Below are 17,533 nucleotides of genomic sequence, written 5' to 3' on the forward strand. Positions count from 1 at the left end.
GCGCCACAGGGTGAGGCTCCCGGCGGGCGTGCGCAGCTCGGCACGCCCGCAGGGCCGGGGGTGTCACCCGTCTGCCGGGGCCACGTCCCGCAGCAACTGGGTGTACGCGGCCTCGTCGACGATCGGTGTGCCGAAGGACTTGGCCTTGACGGTCTTGGAGGTCGCGGAGTCCGGGTCGTTGGTGACGAGGAGGCTCGTCAGCCGGGAGACGCTCCCCGCCACGTGGAGCCCGGCGTCGACCGTGCGGTCCTCGAGGAGCTCGCGGTCGACGGAGGTGTCCCCGGAGAACGCCACCCGCATGCCCTGCTTGAGTGGTTTGTCCGTCTCGTACCGGCCCGGGTTCGGGTACGGGCACGGCGGCCGCTTCCGTGAGGGGCGCCAGCTGCCCGCCCGGTACGAGGAGGCGTACCCGGCCTGGTGGCCGATCCGCGGCTGCTGCGCGGGTGACGCTGCCCACTCCGTCAGCGGCCGGCACTCCAGGAGCGGCAGCCGTACGTTGCGCTCGGCCGCCGCGTGCAGGCTCGGCCGGAACGCCTCGGCCAGCACCCGCGCGTCGTCCAGCGCGTTGTGCGCGCGCTGCTGCACCACGCCGAAGTGCGCGGCGAGGGACTCCAGCTTGTGGTTGGGCAGCGGGAGCGACAGCTCCTTGGCCAGCGCGATCGTGCACAGCCGCTGCCGCACCGGCGCGGCCGACTCCGCGCGCGCGTACTCCCGGGCGATCATCTGCCAGTCGAACATCGCGTTGTGCGCGACGAGCACCCGTCCGTCCAGCCGGGCCGCGAACTCCGCCGCGATCTCCGGGAAGAGCGGCGCGCCCTCCAGGACGTCCGTGGTCAGCCCGTGGATCCAGACCGGTCCGGGATCACGTTCGGGATTGACGAGGGTGTACCAGTGGTCCTCGACGTTCCCCTGGGCGTCCAGCCGGTAGACGGCAGCCGAAACTATCCGGTCGTCGCGGGCGAGTCCGGTGGTCTCCACGTCGACGACCGCGTACCCCTGCGGGTAGGCGGCCGGCCACGTCGCTGCTGTCGTACGGTCGTCAAGCACGGTCAATGAGAATACGGCCCGCGGCCGACAACTCCGTCCCCGGTGTCCCCGGAGGCCCCGGAACCGGCCACGCGCCTCAGCCCAGCAGGGCCACCAGATCCCCGGCCGAGCTCCCCGCCGTGCGAGCCCACGCCCTGGAAGCCGTCGGACGGTGGCAGACGCAGATCCGTCCGGAGGAACGTGCGGTGCTCCAGATCGACCGGCATCGGCACATGGACCTGGGAGAGCCGTCCCCGCGCGAGCCGACTCCAGGACGGCCCCCGCGCGCGTTCCACCGAATCAATCCGGGGTCCCGCCGCGGTGCCCCAACAGGCCGTCCACCAGCGCCCGTACGGAGGTCACGAAGAGCCGCTCCGGGTCGACCGGGGCGGCCAGGGCACGGGTGAGGGCGGGGTCGGGCAGGTCCGTCGCCGTCTGCCAGAGCTCCGTCTCGGCGGGCGACTGGGCGGGGGAGCGTTCCCGGTTGCGCTCGACCAGGAGGTGACCGACGACCTGGATCTGCACGGCCCGCACCGCCTCCGCCGCCCGGGCGCCGCGCAGGCCCGCCGCGTGGACCTCCTGGGCCAGGGCGCGCTGGGCGGGCAGGAACATCCGCTCGGTCAGGCCCCGTTCGTGGACCATCGCCACCAGGTGGGGGCGGGCGCGGAGCTCGTGGCGGAGGGTGCGGGCCACCGAGACGATCCGGGTCGCGGGGGTGCGGCCGTGCGGGGTGATCGCGGCGAGGTCGGCGACCGTCCGCTCGACCAGCGCGTCGAGCAGCGACTCGCGGTTGCCGACGTGCCAGTAGATCGAGGTGACCGCGGTGCCGAGCTCGGCCGCGAGCCTGCGCATGGTGAGGGCGTCCGGGCCGTGCTGTCGCACCAGGGCGGCGGCGGTCTCCAGGACTTCCTCGCGGGTGAGTGCGGCGCGCGCCATCCGTTCCCCCAACTCTCCCGCGTGCGCGGGTCTTTACCCTTCATCGCCGCCGGTGTAACTCTGTTACAGACCCGACCCGCTGAAGGGTGGTACGTCATGGCACGAGTACGGTACGGGGCGCGCACGGACGCCGAGATCACGGCGGCCCGCACCAGGAGCGCGAAGCTCCCCGACATCTGGTCCACCGGAGTGGTCGCCGTCTGGGAGACCGATCCGGACGTGGTGGCGGCCGTCCTGCCGCCCCCGCTGAAACCCACCGAGCGGCCCCTCGTGCGGGCCAACATCTCCCAGGTCGACCTGCCCGGCTATCCCCTCGGCGCCGGCTCGGTGGCGGTCGCCGCCGCCCACGGCGACCGCGAGGGCTGGTACCCGCTGGTGATGCCGATGACCCACGAGCGCGCCCTCGTCGGCGGCCGCGAGGTCTTCGGCGAGCCGAAGAAGCTCGGCGAGGTCGTCGTCGAGCGCGACGGGCTCGTCGTCCGCGCGGCGCTCGGGCGGCACGGCATCGACTTCGTCGAGGTGCGCGGCGCGGTCTCCGGGCCGCTGCCGCTGCCGGAGCCGACCGAGAAGACCGACTTCTACTTCAAGTTCCTGCCGGGCGTGGAGGGTTCGGGCTTCGACGCCGACCCCGTCCTCGTCCACTGCGTCCGCAACGAGAAGGTGCGGAAGCTGGAGCGCGTCACCGGCGACGTGGTGCTGCGCGAGTCCATGTACGACCCGGTCGCCGACCTCCCCGTACGCCGGCTCGTCGAGATCACCATCGGCGAGAAGACCACCGACCAGAAGGGCACGGTCGCCGAACGCGTCTCCGCGCAGGCCCTCCTGCCGTACATCCACCAGCGGTACGACGACCCGCAGCAGATCCTCGACGGCCCGCCCGAGGGGAGCGTCTGATGGAGCTGCGCGAGGGGCAGGTCGCCGTCGTCACCGGCGCGGCGAGCGGCATCGGCCTCGCGATGGCCCGCCGCTTCGCCGCCGAAGGCCTGGCCGTCGTCCTCGGCGACGTCGAGGAGGGCGCGCTCGCCGAGGCCGCCGACGAGCTGATGGCAGGAGGGGCACAGGTCCTCGCCCGGACGGTCGACGTCTCGGACCGCGACGACGTCCGGGGGTTCGCGGAGGCCGCGTACGAGACCTTCGGCGCCGTCCACGTCCTCTGCAACAACGCCGGCGTCGGCTCCGGCGCCGAGGGCCGCATGTGGGAGCACGAGCCCAACGACTGGAAGTGGGCCTTCTCCGTCAACGTCTGGGGCGTCTTCCACGGCATCCAGGCCTTCGTCCCCCGGATGCTGGCGGGCGGCGAACCCGGCCATGTCGTCAACACCTCCTCCGGCGACGGCGGCATCGCCCCGCTGCCCACCGCCTCCGTGTACGCGGTCACCAAGGCGGCCGTCGTGACCATGACCGAGTCGCTCTACGCCCACCTCAGGGCCGAGCACGCGCGTGTGAGCGCCTCCGTGCTCTTCCCCGGACCGCACATGCTCCGCACCGGACTCTGGGAGTCGCACCGCAACCGGCCCGAGCGGTACGCCAAGGAGCGCCCGCGCAGGACCCCCTACCGCAGCCTCGACCAGTGGGAGGCCGCCATGAAGGAGGCCGGCCACGAGGTCGCCTTCACCCCGGTGGAGGAGGTCGCCGAGCACGTCGTCGACGGCATCCGCGCCGACCGCTTCTGGATGCTGCCGGAGAGCGAGCACAGCGACCGGCAGATCACGGCGCGCTCGCGGTCGATGCTCGACCGCTCGAACCCGTCGTACCTGGAGAACTTCATCCTCGACTGAGGGGGCCCCGATGGCCGATCCGAACGATCCGTATCTGATCATCTCCTCCGACTGCCACGCCGGGCTGCCCACCGAGGAGTACCGGCCCTACCTCGACTCCCGCTTCCACGGCGCGTTCGACGAGTTCCTCGCCGGACGCGAGGCACGCCGGGAGGCCATGACCCGGCTCGGGGTCCGCAACGAGGCCTTCGCGAACAAGTGGTTCACCGACAACGAGGAAGGGCTGCGCGGCGGCTGGGACATCGGGCAGCGGCTCAAGGAGCTCGACGGCGACGGGGTGGCGGCCGAGGTCGTCTTCCCCGACGCGGACGCCGTCGACAGCCAGACCGCCGCGCCCTTCGGTGTCGGCCTCGGCCTCTCCGGCGACCAGGACCCGCTGCTCGGCATGGCGGGCGCGCAGGCGCACAACCGCTGGCTCGCCGAGTTCGTGGGAGGGAACGCCGACAACGCGGCGCGGCACTGCGGGGTGGCGCTGCTGCCGATCACCGCCGAGCCCGCGAAGGTCGTCGCCGAGATCCACCGGGCCAAGGAGTCCGGGCTCGGGGCGCTGATGATCCCCTCCATGTGGGTGGACAAGGAGCCGTACCACGACCGGCGCTACGACCCGGTCTGGGCGGCCGCCGCCGAGACCGGGATGCCCCTGGTCACCCACTCGGGAGCGGCGCCGCGCGAGGAGTACGGCGACCACCTCGGCATCTACGTCTCGGAGGTCACCTGGTGGCCGGCCAGGCCGCTGTGGTTCCTGCTCTGGTCGGGCGTCTTCGAGCGGCACCCCGGGCTCCGGTTCGGGGTCGCCGAGTCCGGCTGCTGGTGGCTGCCGAACCTCCTCTGGTTCATGGACCGGCTCTACCTCGGTGCGCACGGCGGCAAGAAGCTGTCCCCGTTCGCGGAGCTGAGGCGGCCGCCGAGCGAGTACCTGGACCGGCAGGTCTTCATCTGCGCCACCAACACCAAGCGGCGCGAACTCGCCCAGCGGTACGAGATCGGCGTCGACAACATCCTGTGGGGCTCGGACTTCCCGCACCCGGAGGGAACCTGGCCCGACACGCGCGCGTGGCTCCGGAAGACCTTCCACGACATCCCGGTGACCGAGACCCGCAGGATGCTCGGCCTCGCGGCGGCCGAGGTCTTCGGATTCGACGTCCAGAAGCTGGATCCGATCGCCCGCCGGATCGGCCCCACCCCCGCCGACCTCGGCCAGCCCGCCGACCAGACCGCCGTGGAGGCCTCCTGGGCCCGCTCGCGCGAGGTCGGCCGACACTGGCTGACGGACCACGACTTCCCCACCCTGGGGGTGAGCTGATGGACCGCTACACCGTCATCTCGGCGGACTGCCACGCCGGCGCCGACCTCCTCGACTACCGCCCGTACCTGGAGAAGAAGCACCACGAGGCCTTCGACGCCTGGGCCGCCTCCTACGTCAACCCGTACGAGGACCTGCTCGCCGACACCGCCGACCGCAACTGGAACTCGGAGCGTCGGCTGCGCGAGCTGGAGGCGGACGGCATCGTCGCCGAGGTCGTCTTCCCCAACACCGTCCCGCCGTTCTTCCCCAAGGCCTCCCTGATGGCCCAGCCGCCCACCGCGGCCGAGTACGAGCAGCGCTGGGCCGGACTCCAGGCGCACAACCGCTGGCTGGCCGACTTCTGCGCGGCCGCGCCGGGGCGCAGGGCCGGCGTGGCACAGATCCTCCTCAACGACGTCGACGCGGCGGTCGCCGAGATCCGCCGCGCCCGCGGGGCGGGACTCACCGGCGGCATCCTGCTGCCCGGGGTGCCGCCCGGCTCACCGGTCCCCGAGCTCTACTCGGAGGCGTACGACCCGATCTGGGCGGTCTGCGCCGAACTCGACGTCCCCGTCAACCACCACGGCGGCTCGGCGTCGCCCCCGCTCGGCGACGAACCGGCCGCCCGCGCCGTCTTCATGGTGGAGACCACCTGGTTCTCCCACCGGGCGCTGTGGCACCTGGTCTTCGGCGGGGCCTTCCGGCGCCACCCCGGGCTCAAGCTGGTCCTGACCGAACAGGGCTCGGGCTGGATCCCGGGCGTGCTCGACATGCTGGACTACTACCACGGCCGCCTGGTGTCGGCCGCGACGAAGGCCTCCACGGCGGAGTCGAAGTTCGGCGCGGGCCTCGCCGAGGCCATGGGCAAGGGCCCCAGCACGGTCTGGCGCGACAACTGCTTCGTCGGCGCGAGCTTCATGCGCCCCCACGAGGTGCCGCTGCGCGACCGGATCGGCCTCGACAAGATCATGTGGGGCAGCGACTACCCGCACGACGAGGGCACCACCCCGTACTCCCGCGAAGGCCTCCGGATCGCGTACGCGGGGCTGCCGAAGGACGAGGTCGCGGCGATGGTCGGCGGCAACGCGGCCCGCGTCTACGGCTTCGACCTCCGACTGCTCGACCCCCTCGCCGCCGTCCACGGCCCGCGCGTCGAGGAGATCGCCGAACCCCTGAAGGAGGTCCCCGCGGGTGCCACCAGCCCGGCGTTCGCCCCGGGCGGGTCGGTCCGCGTCTGGTGAGCCGCCGGGTGCGACGCTCCTGACGTGACCGACGCACCCGAGGAGACCGACACCCCCGCGCACGAGGCCCACGGCGGAGGCCTCGGCTCCCGTCTCAACTGGCTCCGGGCGGCCGTGCTCGGAGCCAACGACGGAGTCGTCTCCACCGCGGGCCTCGTCGTCGGCGTCGCCGGTGCCACCGAGTCCCGGGCCGCCCTGCTCACCGCGGGTCTCGCGGGACTCCTGGCCGGATCGATGTCGATGGCGGCGGGGGAGTACGTCTCGGTCTCCACCCAGCGCGACTCCGAGAAGGCCGCCCTCGCCCAGGAGAGACGCGAACTGCGGGAGGACCCGGAGGCGGAGCTCGACGAGCTGACCGGGCTCCTGGCGGCCCGCGGCCTCTCCGCGGACGTGGCCCGCGAGGCCGCCGAGCAGCTCACCGCCCGCGACGCGCTGCGCGCCCACGCGCGCGTGGAGCTGGGCATCGACCCGGACCGGCTCACGATCCCCTGGCACGCCGCCGCCGCGAGCTTCCTCGCCTTCACCGTCGGCGCCCTGCTCCCGCTCCTCGCGATCGTCCTCCCCCCGGCCTCGGCCCGCCTCTGGGTCACGGTCGTCTCCGTCCTCGCGGCCCTGACCTTCACCGGCTGGTGGAGCGCCCGCCTGGGCGAGGCCCCCGCCGGCCGCGCGATCCTCCGCAACGTCGCGGGCGGCGCGCTGGCGATGGCGGTCACCTACGGCGCGGGCTCGTTGCTGGGAGCGACGGGAATCTAGCCTCCCGGGTGCTCCCTTGTCGGAAGGTGCCAAGGCTTGCTGACAAGTCGTCTCGCATACTTGTTGGTAACCACGTCTATCCGCACCCCGACCCCCGCCCCTACCGTCATCGGCATGCCGAACCTGCCCGACGTCGTGCTCTGGTCCATACCGGCCTTCGTCCTGCTCACCGTCGTCGAGATGGTCAGCTACCGCCTCCGTCCCGACGACGACGCCGTCGGGTACGAGACCAAGGACGCCGCCACCAGCATCGGCATGGGACTCGGGAGCCTCTTCGTCGACCTCGTGTGGAAGATCCCGATCGTCGCGATCTACACCGCGGTCCACGAGCTCACCCCGCTCCGCGTCCCCGTCCTGTGGTGGACGATCCCGCTGATGCTGCTCGCCCAGGACTTCTTCTACTACTGGCAGCACCGCGGGCACCACGTCGTCCGCGTCCTGTGGGCCAGCCACGTCGTGCACCACAGCAGCCGCAGGTTCAACCTCTCCACCGCCCTGCGCCAGCCCTGGACCGGCTTCACCTCCTGGCCGTTCTATCTGCCGATGATCGCGCTCGGCGTCCACCCGGCCGCCGTCGCCTTCTGCTCCTCGGTCAGCCTCGTCTACCAGTTCTGGATCCACACCGAGCGCGTCGACAAGCTGCCCCGGCCCTTCGAGTACGTCCTCAACACCCCCTCCCACCACCGCGTCCACCACGCCTCCCAGGGCGGCTACCTGGACCGGAACTTCGGCGGCATCCTCATCGTCTGGGACCGGATGTTCGGCTCCTGGGTCGGCGAGACCGACCGGCCCGTCTACGGCCTCACCAAGAACATCGAGACCTACAACCCGCTGCGCGTCGCCACCCACGAGTACGCCGCCATCGCCCGCGACCTCAAGGCCGCGCACGACTGGCGCGAGCGGGCCGGCCGGCTCTTCCGCGGACCGGGCTGGCAGCCCGCGGCCACGCCCGCACCCACGGACACCCGCCGCCCCGGCCCCGCCGCCCCGGAGACCGCCGCGTGAGAACCTCCCCCCGCGGGCTCTCCCGCGCGCTGCTCGCCGCCTTCGGGCTCGCCACCGCCGTCGACCTGATCTCCCTGCTCGCCGGTGCCGAGCTCGGCCACCAGATCGCCAAGCCGCTCCTGATGCCCCTGCTCGCCGCGTACGCCGTCACCCGGGGCGCCCCCAAGCCGCTGACCGCCGCGCTGCTCCTCGGCTGGGGCGGCGACGTGTTCCTGCTCTCCGACGCCGACGGAGCCTTCCTCGTCGGCATGGGCTGCTTCGCCGCCGGCCACATCTGCTACCTGGTCCTCTTCGGACGACGACGTACGTCCCCGGCGCTCGGAGCCCTGTACGCGGCCGCCCTCGCCGGCACCGTCCTGCTCCTCTGGTCCGACCTCCCCGCCGACCTCCGCGTCCCGGTCGCCGGCTACTCGCTGCTCCTGACCGCCATGGCGTACCGCGCGAGCTCCCTCGGCCTCCTCGCGGGACTGGGCGGGGCGCTCTTCCTGCTGTCCGACACCCTGATCGCCACCGGGGTCGCCGAGTGGCCCCGGCTGCCGGCGTCCGACTTCTGGGTCATGCTGACCTATGTCGCGGCGCAGTACCTGCTGACGGCGGGAGCGTTGCGCGCGATGTACGGTGAACGTCGTACAACTGTCTGACAGCAAGGAACGCCCGTCATGCGCGCCACCACCATCCACGCCCCGTTCGACATGCGCGTGGAGGACGTGCCCGACCCGGTGGTGCAGGACCCCACCGACGTCGTCGTCCGCGTCCTGCGCGCCTGCGTCTGCGGCAGTGACCTGTGGGCCTACCGCGGCGAGTCCGCCCGGCAGCCCGGCCAGCGCATCGGCCACGAGTTCCTCGGCGTCGTCGAGGCCGCGGGCTCCGAGGTCACCGGCTTCACCGCCGGAGACCTCGTCGTCGCCCCCTTCGTCTGGTCCGACGGCACCTGCGACCACTGCGTCGAGGGCCTCCAGACCTCCTGCCCGAGCGGCGGTTTCTGGGGCTCGGTCGGCTCCGACGGCGGCCAGGGCGAGGCGGTCCGCGTCCCCTTCGCCGACGGCACCCTCGTCAAGCTCCCCGCCGACGCAGCCTCGGACGACCGTCTGCTGACCGCGCTCCTCGCGCTCTCCGACGTCCTGGGCACCGGCCACCACGCCGCCCTGGGCGCCGGGGTCCGCAAGGGCTCCACGGTCGCCGTGGTCGGCGACGGCGCCGTCGGCCTCTGCGGCGTCCTCGCCGCCAAGCGCCTCGGCGCCGAGCGGATCATCGCGCTCGGCCGGCACACCGCCCGTACCGACATCGCCCGCCTCTTCGGCGCCACCGACGTCGTCGCCGAGCGCGGCGAGGCCGCCGAGGCCGCCGTCCGCGAACTCACCGGCGGCCAGGGCGCCCACGCCGTCATCGAGGCCGTCGGCACCGAGCAGTCCATGCGGACCGCCGTCGCCATCGCCCGCGACGGCGGCTCGATCGGCTACGTCGGCGTCCCGCACGGCAGCGGCACCGGGCTCGACCTGTCCGTCATGTTCGACCGGAACATCGCGCTGCGCGGCGGCGTCGCCCCCGTGCGCGCGTACATCCCGGAGCTGCTGCCGGACGTCCTCGACGGCACCATCGACCCGTCGCCGGTCTTCGACCTGACCGTGGGCCTCGACGGCGTCCCCGGCGGCTACCGGGCGATGGACGAGCGCACCGCGCTCAAGGTCCTCGTCAAGCCGTAGTCCAGACGGCGTCGTCCCCGCCCTGGAGGCCCGGCGGGCGGGACCAGCCCGTCGGGCCGCCCTCGTACGCGACGGGCGACAGCGCGTGCCGCAGACGCCCGAGCGGCCCGTCCGACTCGGTGAGGTACCGCTCGGGCTCGTACCTCGGCAGCGCGTGCGTCAGCCAGTGCCCCGTCTGCGCGAGGGCGAGCCGGACCAGCCTCGTGCCGCCGTCCCGGTCCTGCTCGGTCAGCGACCGCAGGACGGCCGCCGCGAGCAGAAAGCCGCTCCCGTGGTCCAGCGCCTGCGCCGGCAACGCGCCCGGCTGCTCCACCGAACGCTCGGTGACCGCGATCCCGGTCGCCACCTGGACCAGGCTGTCGAAGCCGCGCCGCCCTGCCCAGGGCCCGTAGTCGCCCCATGCGGAGAGCCGCGCGGTGACCAGCCCCGGTCGGTGCAGGTCGAAACGGTCGAGCGCGCCCGGCCGGTAGCCGGTGACCAGCACATCGGCCGCGTCCAGGAGCTCCCCGAAGGTACGCCGGTCCGACGGCCGGTCCAGATCGAGCGCGGCGGTCCGCTTGCCGACGTCCGTGTCCGCGTGCTGGTCCGGCAGTTCGGGATTGCCCGGCGGGTCGATCCGCAGCACGTCCGCGCCGAGCAGCGCGAGGGTCCGGGTCGCGACCGGCCCGGCGATCACCCGGGTCAGGTCGAGGACCCGCAGCGCCCCGCCCCGGCGTCGGGGCGGGGCCTCGTCGAGCCGCTCCCGGGTCAGCAGCGGGCGCGCCGCGACCTCCCGGCCCTGCTCGTGCGCTGCCCACTGCACGGGCGTCCGCAGCGCGACGGCCAGTCCCCCGGCCGCGTACACCGTCGCCTCGACCTCGAGGGCCTGCCGCTCGCCGATGACGGCGGCGACGGCCTCCACGGAGTCCTCCCGCAGGCCGAGCGCGGTCAGCAACGCGGCCCGGTGGTGCGGGTAGTTGGCGTGCGTACGGACCCAGCCGTCGGCCGCCCGCCAGAACCGGGAGAGCGGCGCGAAGCTCACCGGCGCACGCCCGTCGACCCGCAGATGCCGCTCGCTCACGAACGCGGTGGCGACGGCTCCGTCGTCCACGCGGACCGGCCCCGGGAGCCCGGCCCGCTCGACGGCGGCGAGCCCGGCGACCGCGACCGACGCCCGGGCCAGCTCCATCACGGGCAGCCGCGCGGCCAGCAGCCCCGCGGGCCCGCCGTACTCCACCCGCTCCACCAGGGCGGGCTCGCCGCCGAGGGCCGACCACAACAACTCCGTACCGGTACGCACTGTGTTGTCCATGGACCGCACTATGGCACTCGGTGCCATACGAAGGGCCCTGGTGTGGCACGCCACACCAGGGCCCTCGTTCACTCACTCGACGACTAGCGGCGCACAGCGTCCAGCGCGTCGATCAGACCGGCCCCGTAGAAGCCGTTCTTGTTCTTGCCACCCTCGCAGACGGCGTCGATCTTGCCGTCGCCCTCGATGTCGTACGGGTTGGTGCAGGCGCGCTTGTCGGCCTGCGCGTACAGCAGCGCCTTGAGCGCCGCCGGGCTCGCGTAGGGGTGCGTCGACTTGAGGAGCGCCAGGACGCCCGCCGCGTGCGGCGCCGCCATCGACGTACCGGCCTTGTAGTTGTAGCCGCCGTTGACCGTGGTCGACAGGATGCGGCCGTTGACCGCCGGGGCGTCCGGGGTCTGGTACTCGGTGCGGTCACCGCCCGGGGCGGCGATGTCGATCACGCCGAGACCGTAGTTGGAGTAGGACGCCTTGAGGTCCTTGGCTCCGGTCGCGGAGACCGTGACGACGCCCGGGAGCATCGCCGGGTAGTCCAGGCACTCCTTCGGGTCGATGACCCGGTCGCCGGGAGTCGTGTCGTTCGGGCTGCTGTTGTCGACGATCGAGTCGGCCGCGAGGTCGAACTTGGAGTTGCCGGCCGCCGCGACGTTCACCGCGCCCTTGCGCTCCGCGTAGCGGGTCGCACGGGTGACCGCCTCGATGAGGGCCTTCTGGTCCTCGTCGTTCTTGCAGGCGAACATCCACGGGTCGGTGTAGTAGCTGTTGTTCGTCACGTCGACGCCGTGCTCGGCCGCCCACACGAAGCCGCAGACGACGGCCTCGGTGTAGAAGAAGCCGTCCGGGGTGGACACCTTGATGCCGGAGACCTTCACGCCCGGGGCGACACCGGTGATGCCGATGCCGTTCTTGGCGGCGGCGATCGTACCGGCGACGTGGGTGCCGTGGTCGCTCTCGCCCGGGTTCGGGCGCCACGAGCCGGCGGTGGTGTCCGGCTTGCCGGAGACGCAGTTGGCGGAGGCCTTGACGTCGAAGTTCGGCGCCAGGTCCGGGTGCGTGTCGTCGACACCCGTGTCGATGACGGCGACGGTGACGCGCTTGCTGCCCATCGTCCTCTGGTGGGCCTTGTCCGCCTTGATCGCCGGGAGGTCCCACTGCAGGGGCTCAAGCGCGTCCTGCTCGTCCGTCGCGCGGGCCGTGGCGGCCTTGGCCTCGGCCTCGGACAGCTCTTGGGTGCCGCCGCCGACGGAGTTGTCGGTCTGCACGGAGAGCGGGGCGGTACGGGTCGAACCGGCCGAGACCACACCGCGGGCCTTGCGGATCGTCTTCGCGAACTCGGGGTTCTGCGAGTGGACGACTATGACGCCTATCTGGTCGTACGAGACGACCACCTCGCCGCCCGCGGCGGCGATCGCCTTCTTCACCGAGGAGGCGGTCCAGCGGCCCCCCGCGACGTTGACGACGTACGACAGCTTCGGCCCGTTCGTCGCCACGGTGGCAGTCGCCGGTGCGTCGCTCAGTTCCGCGGCGGAGGCAGCGCCGGAGGGAAGGAAGCCGAGCGAGGCCGTGAGCGCGAGACCAACAGGCAGAGCGAGAGCTCGGCCGCGCCTCGATCCCAGATGAGCCATGGGTTCTCCACATCATCCGTATGTACTGCCCGCGCGCGGGTTTGCGCGCAGACAGGTGCATGACGAGTGAAGCTATCGCTGATCTTCCATGCCCTTCAATGAGTTGAGAAGACTTCATGAAGATCTGACCGAAGAAATCCCTCGTGTGAACCACTTCCGGGTCCGCTCCGTGCCGTTGGTCAGGGGAGGGGCTCCAGTCGGAGCCCCTGATCCCGCACCCCTGGTGAGGCCCCCTTGACCATGCCGTCCGTCCCCGCGTCACGAGGAGATTCCGTGGCTACCGAAGCACCGCCGCCGCCCAGAAACGGGACGGAGGCCGCATCCGCTCCCGTAACGCCCACGACGGAACAGTTCGTCGAGGTGCAGCAAGGTGCGGAGTTCGGCGAACTGCGCCGTACGTACCGTTCCTTCGCCTTCCCGCTCACCCTGGCCTTCATCGCCTGGTACCTGCTGTACGTGCTGCTCTCCAACTACGCGGGCGGCTTCATGGGGACCAAGGTCTTCGGGAACATCAACGTGGCCCTCGTCCTCGGCCTCGGTCAGTTCGCCACCACCTTCCTCATCGCCTGGCTCTACTCGCGGCACGCGGCGAACCGGCTCGACCCCCAGTCCGACGCCATCAGAAAGCGCATGGAGGGCGACGCATGAGCACCCCCGTCCTGCTCGCGGCCGGCAACGCCACCAGCGAGCACCGACCGCTGATCATCGCCCTGTTCGGCGCCTTCGTCATCGCGACTCTGATCATCACCGTCTGGGCCGGCCGCCAGACCCGCAGCGCCGCCGACTTCTACGCCGGCGGCGGCCAGTTCACCGGCTTCCAGAACGGCCTCGCGATCTCCGGCGACTACATGTCCGCCGCGTCGTTCCTCGGCATCAGCGGCGCCATCGCCCTCTACGGCTACGACGGCTTCCTGTACTCGATCGGCTTCCTGGTCGCCTGGCTCGTCGCGCTGCTCCTGGTCGCCGAACCGCTCCGCAACTCCGGCCGGTTCACGATGGGCGACGTCCTCGCCTACCGGATGCGCCAGCGGCCCGTACGCACCGCCGCCGGCACCTCCACCATCGTCGTCTCGATCTTCTACCTGCTCGCACAGATGGCGGGCGCGGGCGTGCTCGTCTCGCTGCTGCTCGGCATCACCAGCGACGGCGGCAAGATCGCGATCGTCGCCCTCGTCGGCATCCTCATGATCGTCTACGTGACGATCGGCGGCATGAAGGGCACCACCTGGGTGCAGATGGTGAAGGCGGTCCTGCTCATCGCGGGCACGCTCCTCATCACCTTCCTCATCCTGCTGAAGTTCGACTTCAACCTCTCGCAACTGCTCGGCGCCGCCGCCACCAACAGCGGCAAGGGCGACGCCTTCCTGGAGCCCGGCCTCAAGTACGGCGTCAGCACCCTCTCGAAGCTGGACTTCCTCTCCCTCGGCATCGCCCTCGTCCTCGGCACCGCCGGCCTGCCGCACATCCTGATCCGCTTCTACACGGTGCCGACCGCCAAGGCCGCCCGTAAGTCGGTCAACTGGGCCATCGGCATCATCGGCGGGTTCTACCTGATGACGATCGTCCTCGGCTTCGGCGCCGCCGCCCTGCTCAGCGGCGACACCATCAAGGCGTCCAACAAGGCCGGCAACACGGCGGCCCCGCTCACCGCCCTCGAGGTCGGCGGCGGCGCCGACTCCACCGGCGGCGCGATCCTCCTCGCCGTCATCTCCGCCGTCGCCTTCGCCACCATCCTCGCCGTGGTCGCCGGTCTGACCCTCGCCTCGTCCTCGTCCTTCGCGCACGACATCTACGCGAACGTGATCAAGCGCGGGAAGGCCACCGAGAAGGAGGAGATGCGGGCCGCCCGCTGGTCCACCGTCCTCATCGGCATCGTCTCGATCGCCCTCGGCGCCCTCGCCCGCGACCTCAACGTCGCCGGCCTGGTCGCCCTCGCCTTCGCGGTCGCCGCCTCGGCCAACCTGCCGACGATCCTCTACTCGCTGTTCTGGAAGAGGTTCACCACCCAGGGCGCGCTCTGGTCGATCTACGGCGGACTGATCTCCTCCGTCGTCCTCGTCCTCTTCTCGCCCGTCGTCTCCGGCGCTCCGACCTCGATGTTCAAGGGCGTGGACTTCCACTGGTTCCCGCTGGAGAACCCCGGCCTCGTCTCGATCCCGCTGGGCTTCCTCCTCGGCTGGCTCGGCTCGCTCCTCTCCAAGGAGGAGCCGGACGCCGGCAAGTACGCGGAGCTGGAGGTCAAGTCCCTCACCGGTGTCGGGGTCGCCGCCGCGATCAAGCACTGACCGGAGCGCAGCCGACCGTATACGGTCCGCGACCACCGGACGGCCGCGTCGTAGAGTTCTACGACGCGGCCGCGTCGGTCCTCGTGACAATCTGCCCTGCTCGTGGGCCGCGTGCTCACGTAGGCTCGAACCACACGCAACCACAACGACGGGGAGGGGGCCCAAGTGCTCATCGACACCTATGGCCGGGTGGCCACCGACCTGCGCGTCTCGCTCACCGACCGCTGCAATCTCCGCTGCACGTACTGCATGCCGGAAGAGGGTCTGCAGTGGCTGGCGAAGCCGGATCTGCTCACCGACGACGAGATCGTCCGGCTGATCCGCATCGCCGTCACGGACCTCGGCGTCACCGAGGTCCGCTTCACCGGCGGCGAGCCCCTGCTCCGCCCCGGTCTCGTCGGCATCGTCGAGCGCTGCGCGGCCCTGGAGCCGCGCCCCCGGATGTCCCTCACCACCAACGGCATCGGCCTGAAGCGCACCGCGGCCGCCCTGAAGGCCGCCGGTCTCGACCGGGTCAACGTCTCCCTGGACACCCTGCGTCCCGAGGTCTTCAAGACCCTCACCCGGCGAGACCGCCACCAGGACGTCCTCGACGGCATGGCCGCCGCCCGCGACGCCGGCCTCACCCCGGTCAAGGTCAACGCCGTCCTGATGCCCGGACTCAACGCCGACGAGGCCCCCGACCTGCTCGCCTGGGCGGTCGCGGAGGGGTACGAGCTCCGTTTCATCGAGCAGATGCCGCTGGACGCCCAGCACGGCTGGAAGCGCGACGGCATGATCACCGCCGGTGACATCCTGGAGTCCCTGCGCACCCGCTTCACCCTGACGCCGGAAGGCGCCGACGAGCGGGGCTCGGCCCCCGCCGAGCGCTGGGTCGTGGACGGCGGATCGCACACGGTCGGCGTCATCGCCTCCGTCACCCGTCCGTTCTGCCGGGCCTGCGACCGCACCCGGCTCACCGCCGACGGCCAGGTGCGCACCTGCCTCTTCGCCACCGAGGAGACCGACCTGCGGGCCACGCTCCGCTCGGACGCCTCCGACGCGGAGGTCGCGGAGCTGTGGCGGAAGGCGATGTGGGGCAAGAAGGCCGGCTCCGGCCTCGACGACCCGGAGTTCCTCCAGCCCGACCGCCCGATGTCGGCGATCGGCGGCTGAGCGGGGAGGCCCTCCGGCTGGGCGGGCACGCCTCCCCGCTGGGCGGGGAGGGCCCGCGGTCAGGCGCCGGTCCTTCGGATCAGGCCTCGGTGGACTCCCAGTCGGCCAGCGGCACGACGTCCTTCAGGAAACCCCGTACACCCAGGAACTGGGACAGGTGCTCCCGGTGCTCCTCGCACGCGAGCCAGGTCTTGCGACGCTCGGGCGTGTGCAGCTTGGGGTTGTTCCACGCGAGCACCCAGACGGCGTCGGCGCGGCAGCCCTTGGCGGAACAGATCGGCTTCTCTTCGCTCACCTGATCATTGTCCAGCAAGGGCGATGCCGAGCAGCCACGGGGGGAGCTGCCCGGCATCGGTCCGTCGCTCCGACGGGGGATGCGGAGCGCGTAGGCAGTATGTCACGGCACATGGGGTGTGGTGCACCGGAACTTCACGATTGATCTGAGCTTTTCTTGAGCTTTCCGGCCACTCTCCGTGATCAATTCTGGCCGTGCGGTCGCTCCGTGTCCTCGTCCGTCGAGGCCTCCGCGGCATCGATCGCGGGCCGCACCGGAGTCGGTACGAAGGTGGAGGGAAGGGACGGCGTCGTCTCGCGTCCCGCGTTCGCGATGACCACCGCGACATAGGGGAGCAGGATGCCCAGGGCGAGCGCCACGATCGCCACGTGCCGCTCGACGTTCCACAACACCGCGGCCGCGATCACCGACAGGGTCCTGACCGTCATCGAGATGATGTAGCGCCGTTGCCGCCCCCGGACGTCGTCCGCGAGCCCCTGCCGGGCCCCCGTGATCCGGAAGACCTCGCTCCCGCCACGCTTCGACATCGCCGTCCACCATCCACCGGTCGCGCCGGACTCTCCCCGGTCCGGACCTCTCTCTCCACGGTACGCCCGCCCTTCCGGGCCGACGAGACCGGGGCACGTATGGCGCTGTCCGACATGCGCTGTATGACCGATGGGCCGAGACTGGGCGCAGATGCGTACAAGGAGGCGATGATGGGTTGGTTGTGGGCGATCATCGTGGGATTCGTCCTGGGCCTGATCGCGAAGGCGATCCTGCCCGGTAAGCAGCAGATCCCGCTCTGGCTGACCACCGTGTTCGGCATTCTCGGCAGCGTCCTCGGCAACGCCGTCGCGACCTGGATGGGGGTCAACGAAACCAAGGGCATCGACTGGACCCGTCACCTGCTCCAGCTGATCGGTGCCGTCGTCGTCGTCGGGCTGGGGGACATGCTGTGGGTCTCGATCAAGGGCAACAGACAGCGGGCCTAGGTCCTGCCGATCACGCCGGGCTCGATCGACAAGACACCCCCTGACGCCACAGTCGACAAGGAGGCCCGGGGGGGGGGGGGGGGGGGGGGGGAGGGCCCCCCCCGCGTGCAGCTGCGTTGGCGGGGGGAGGAGGAACGGGAAAAGAAACCCAACACACCGTTCTTTTTCCTTTTCCCCCACC

General features: G+C 71.7%; 18 protein-coding genes. 12 read left to right on the forward strand and 6 right to left on the reverse strand.

All coding sequences use genetic code 11. From position 1 onward, the window contains the following. Positions 1-63: 63 nt before the first annotated feature. Both ACZ4XX_RS28135 and ACZ4XX_RS28140 read right to left on the reverse strand, forming a co-directional pair. The gene (locus tag ACZ4XX_RS28135; RefSeq protein WP_383870785.1) at positions 64-1,053 is read right to left on the reverse strand and encodes a DEDDh family exonuclease; all 990 of its coding nucleotides are present in this window, start codon (positions 1,051-1,053) and stop codon (positions 64-66) included. A 273-nt stretch (positions 1,054-1,326) separates the two neighbouring features. Beyond that, the gene (locus tag ACZ4XX_RS28140) at positions 1,327-1,962 is read right to left on the reverse strand and encodes a TetR/AcrR family transcriptional regulator (RefSeq protein WP_468510663.1); all 636 of its coding nucleotides are present in this window, start codon (positions 1,960-1,962) and stop codon (positions 1,327-1,329) included. Positions 1,963-2,058: 96 nt separating this feature from the next. Here ACZ4XX_RS28140 and ACZ4XX_RS28145 point away from each other — a divergent pair, with 96 nt between their 5' ends. From ACZ4XX_RS28145 to ACZ4XX_RS28180, 8 genes are all read left to right on the forward strand, one after another. After that, positions 2,059-2,856: an acetoacetate decarboxylase family protein gene (locus ACZ4XX_RS28145; protein WP_468510664.1), complete on the forward strand. Its 798-nt coding sequence runs from the start codon at positions 2,059-2,061 to the stop codon at positions 2,854-2,856. Then, positions 2,856-3,740, forward strand: coding sequence for an SDR family NAD(P)-dependent oxidoreductase (locus ACZ4XX_RS28150; RefSeq protein WP_468510665.1), 885 nt, complete (start codon positions 2,856-2,858; stop codon positions 3,738-3,740). Before ACZ4XX_RS28145 ends, ACZ4XX_RS28150 begins: the two co-directional genes overlap by 1 nt. Before the next feature lie 10 nt (positions 3,741-3,750). Next, a complete protein-coding gene (locus ACZ4XX_RS28155) occupies positions 3,751-5,043 on the forward strand; it encodes an amidohydrolase family protein (protein WP_468510666.1) in 1,293 nt (430 codons plus the stop codon). After that, complete coding sequence (locus tag ACZ4XX_RS28160; RefSeq protein ID WP_468510667.1) at positions 5,043-6,266, forward strand: amidohydrolase family protein; 1,224 nt, start codon at positions 5,043-5,045, stop codon at positions 6,264-6,266. The genes ACZ4XX_RS28155 and ACZ4XX_RS28160 overlap by 1 nt, the downstream gene beginning before the upstream one ends. A gap of 24 nt (positions 6,267-6,290) precedes the next feature. Beyond that, positions 6,291-7,019 carry a VIT1/CCC1 transporter family protein gene (locus ACZ4XX_RS28165; protein ID WP_468510668.1) on the forward strand — a complete coding sequence of 243 codons (729 nt, stop codon included), beginning with the start codon at positions 6,291-6,293 and terminating at the stop codon, positions 7,017-7,019. Positions 7,020-7,133: 114 nt separating this feature from the next. After that, positions 7,134-8,024 (forward strand): sterol desaturase family protein, encoded by an 891-nt coding sequence (locus ACZ4XX_RS28170; RefSeq protein WP_468510669.1) that lies wholly within the window; start codon positions 7,134-7,136, stop codon positions 8,022-8,024. Then, positions 8,021-8,665 carry a lysoplasmalogenase gene (locus ACZ4XX_RS28175; protein WP_468510670.1) on the forward strand — a complete coding sequence of 215 codons (645 nt, stop codon included), beginning with the start codon at positions 8,021-8,023 and terminating at the stop codon, positions 8,663-8,665. Before ACZ4XX_RS28170 ends, ACZ4XX_RS28175 begins: the two co-directional genes overlap by 4 nt. Positions 8,666-8,683: 18 nt before the next feature. Continuing rightward, positions 8,684-9,727, forward strand: coding sequence for a zinc-dependent alcohol dehydrogenase family protein (locus tag ACZ4XX_RS28180; protein ID WP_468510671.1), 1,044 nt, complete (start codon positions 8,684-8,686; stop codon positions 9,725-9,727). Here the strand turns inward: ACZ4XX_RS28180 and ACZ4XX_RS28185 are convergent. Both ACZ4XX_RS28185 and ACZ4XX_RS28190 read right to left on the reverse strand, forming a co-directional pair. Beyond that, on the reverse strand, positions 9,717-11,018 hold the full coding sequence (locus ACZ4XX_RS28185) for a CoA transferase (protein ID WP_468510672.1): 1,302 nt from the start codon (positions 11,016-11,018) through the stop codon (positions 9,717-9,719). The two genes, ACZ4XX_RS28180 and ACZ4XX_RS28185, sit on opposite strands and share 11 nt — an antisense overlap. A gap of 83 nt (positions 11,019-11,101) precedes the next feature. Next, complete coding sequence (locus ACZ4XX_RS28190; RefSeq protein WP_468510673.1) at positions 11,102-12,643, reverse strand: S8 family peptidase; 1,542 nt, start codon at positions 12,641-12,643, stop codon at positions 11,102-11,104. Positions 12,644-12,916: 273 nt separating this feature from the next. On the opposite strand from ACZ4XX_RS28190, the gene ACZ4XX_RS28195 reads away from it, so the two are divergent. The 3 genes from ACZ4XX_RS28195 (at position 12,917) to moaA (ending at position 16,083) form a co-directional block, all read left to right on the forward strand. Then, positions 12,917-13,291, forward strand: coding sequence for a DUF485 domain-containing protein (locus ACZ4XX_RS28195; RefSeq protein WP_468510674.1), 375 nt, complete (start codon positions 12,917-12,919; stop codon positions 13,289-13,291). Next, positions 13,288-14,928 (forward strand): solute symporter family protein, encoded by a 1,641-nt coding sequence (locus tag ACZ4XX_RS28200; protein WP_468510675.1) that lies wholly within the window; start codon positions 13,288-13,290, stop codon positions 14,926-14,928. The genes ACZ4XX_RS28195 and ACZ4XX_RS28200 overlap by 4 nt, the downstream gene beginning before the upstream one ends. A 165-nt stretch (positions 14,929-15,093) precedes the next feature. Next, the gene (gene moaA / locus ACZ4XX_RS28205; RefSeq protein ID WP_468510676.1) at positions 15,094-16,083 is read left to right on the forward strand and encodes a GTP 3',8-cyclase MoaA; all 990 of its coding nucleotides are present in this window, start codon (positions 15,094-15,096) and stop codon (positions 16,081-16,083) included. Between the two features lie 79 nt (positions 16,084-16,162). Here moaA and ACZ4XX_RS28210 read toward each other — a convergent pair whose 3' ends face one another. Beyond that, entirely contained in the window at positions 16,163-16,378 is a 216-nt protein-coding gene (locus tag ACZ4XX_RS28210) for a hypothetical protein (RefSeq protein ID WP_468510677.1), read from the reverse strand. A 182-nt stretch (positions 16,379-16,560) separates the two neighbouring features. Further along, positions 16,561-16,905: a DUF3099 domain-containing protein gene (locus ACZ4XX_RS28215; RefSeq protein ID WP_468510678.1), complete on the reverse strand. Its 345-nt coding sequence runs from the start codon at positions 16,903-16,905 to the stop codon at positions 16,561-16,563. Positions 16,906-17,076: 171 nt separating this feature from the next. Here ACZ4XX_RS28215 and ACZ4XX_RS28220 point away from each other — a divergent pair, with 171 nt between their 5' ends. Then, entirely contained in the window at positions 17,077-17,352 is a 276-nt protein-coding gene (locus ACZ4XX_RS28220) for a GlsB/YeaQ/YmgE family stress response membrane protein (RefSeq protein ID WP_468510679.1), read from the forward strand. The last annotated feature ends 181 nt before the right edge of the window (positions 17,353-17,533 follow it).

This window comes from Streptomyces sp. NPDC029956, from assembly GCF_055574655.1.

Excerpts from the sequence above, each read along its gene's own strand:
- ACZ4XX_RS28150 (WP_468510665.1), top strand. The coding sequence starts at position 2,856 with ATGGAGCTGCGCGAGGGGCAGGTCGCCGTCGTCACCGGCGCGGCGAGC.
- ACZ4XX_RS28220 (WP_468510679.1), top strand. The coding sequence starts at position 17,077 with ATGGGTTGGTTGTGGGCGATCATCGTGGGATTCGTCCTGGGCCTGATC.
- ACZ4XX_RS28170 (WP_468510669.1), top strand. The coding sequence starts at position 7,134 with ATGCCGAACCTGCCCGACGTCGTGCTCTGGTCCATACCGGCCTTCGTC.
- ACZ4XX_RS28190 (WP_468510673.1), bottom strand. The coding sequence starts at position 12,643 with ATGGCTCATCTGGGATCGAGGCGCGGCCGAGCTCTCGCTCTGCCTGTT.
- ACZ4XX_RS28185 (WP_468510672.1), bottom strand. The coding sequence starts at position 11,018 with ATGGACAACACAGTGCGTACCGGTACGGAGTTGTTGTGGTCGGCCCTC.
- ACZ4XX_RS28160 (WP_468510667.1), top strand. The coding sequence starts at position 5,043 with ATGGACCGCTACACCGTCATCTCGGCGGACTGCCACGCCGGCGCCGAC.
- ACZ4XX_RS28200 (WP_468510675.1), top strand. The coding sequence starts at position 13,288 with ATGAGCACCCCCGTCCTGCTCGCGGCCGGCAACGCCACCAGCGAGCAC.
- ACZ4XX_RS28140 (WP_468510663.1), bottom strand. The coding sequence starts at position 1,962 with ATGGCGCGCGCCGCACTCACCCGCGAGGAAGTCCTGGAGACCGCCGCC.
- ACZ4XX_RS28155 (WP_468510666.1), top strand. The coding sequence starts at position 3,751 with ATGGCCGATCCGAACGATCCGTATCTGATCATCTCCTCCGACTGCCAC.
- ACZ4XX_RS28145 (WP_468510664.1), top strand. The coding sequence starts at position 2,059 with ATGGCACGAGTACGGTACGGGGCGCGCACGGACGCCGAGATCACGGCG.
- ACZ4XX_RS28215 (WP_468510678.1), bottom strand. The coding sequence starts at position 16,905 with ATGTCGAAGCGTGGCGGGAGCGAGGTCTTCCGGATCACGGGGGCCCGG.
- ACZ4XX_RS28180 (WP_468510671.1), top strand. The coding sequence starts at position 8,684 with ATGCGCGCCACCACCATCCACGCCCCGTTCGACATGCGCGTGGAGGAC.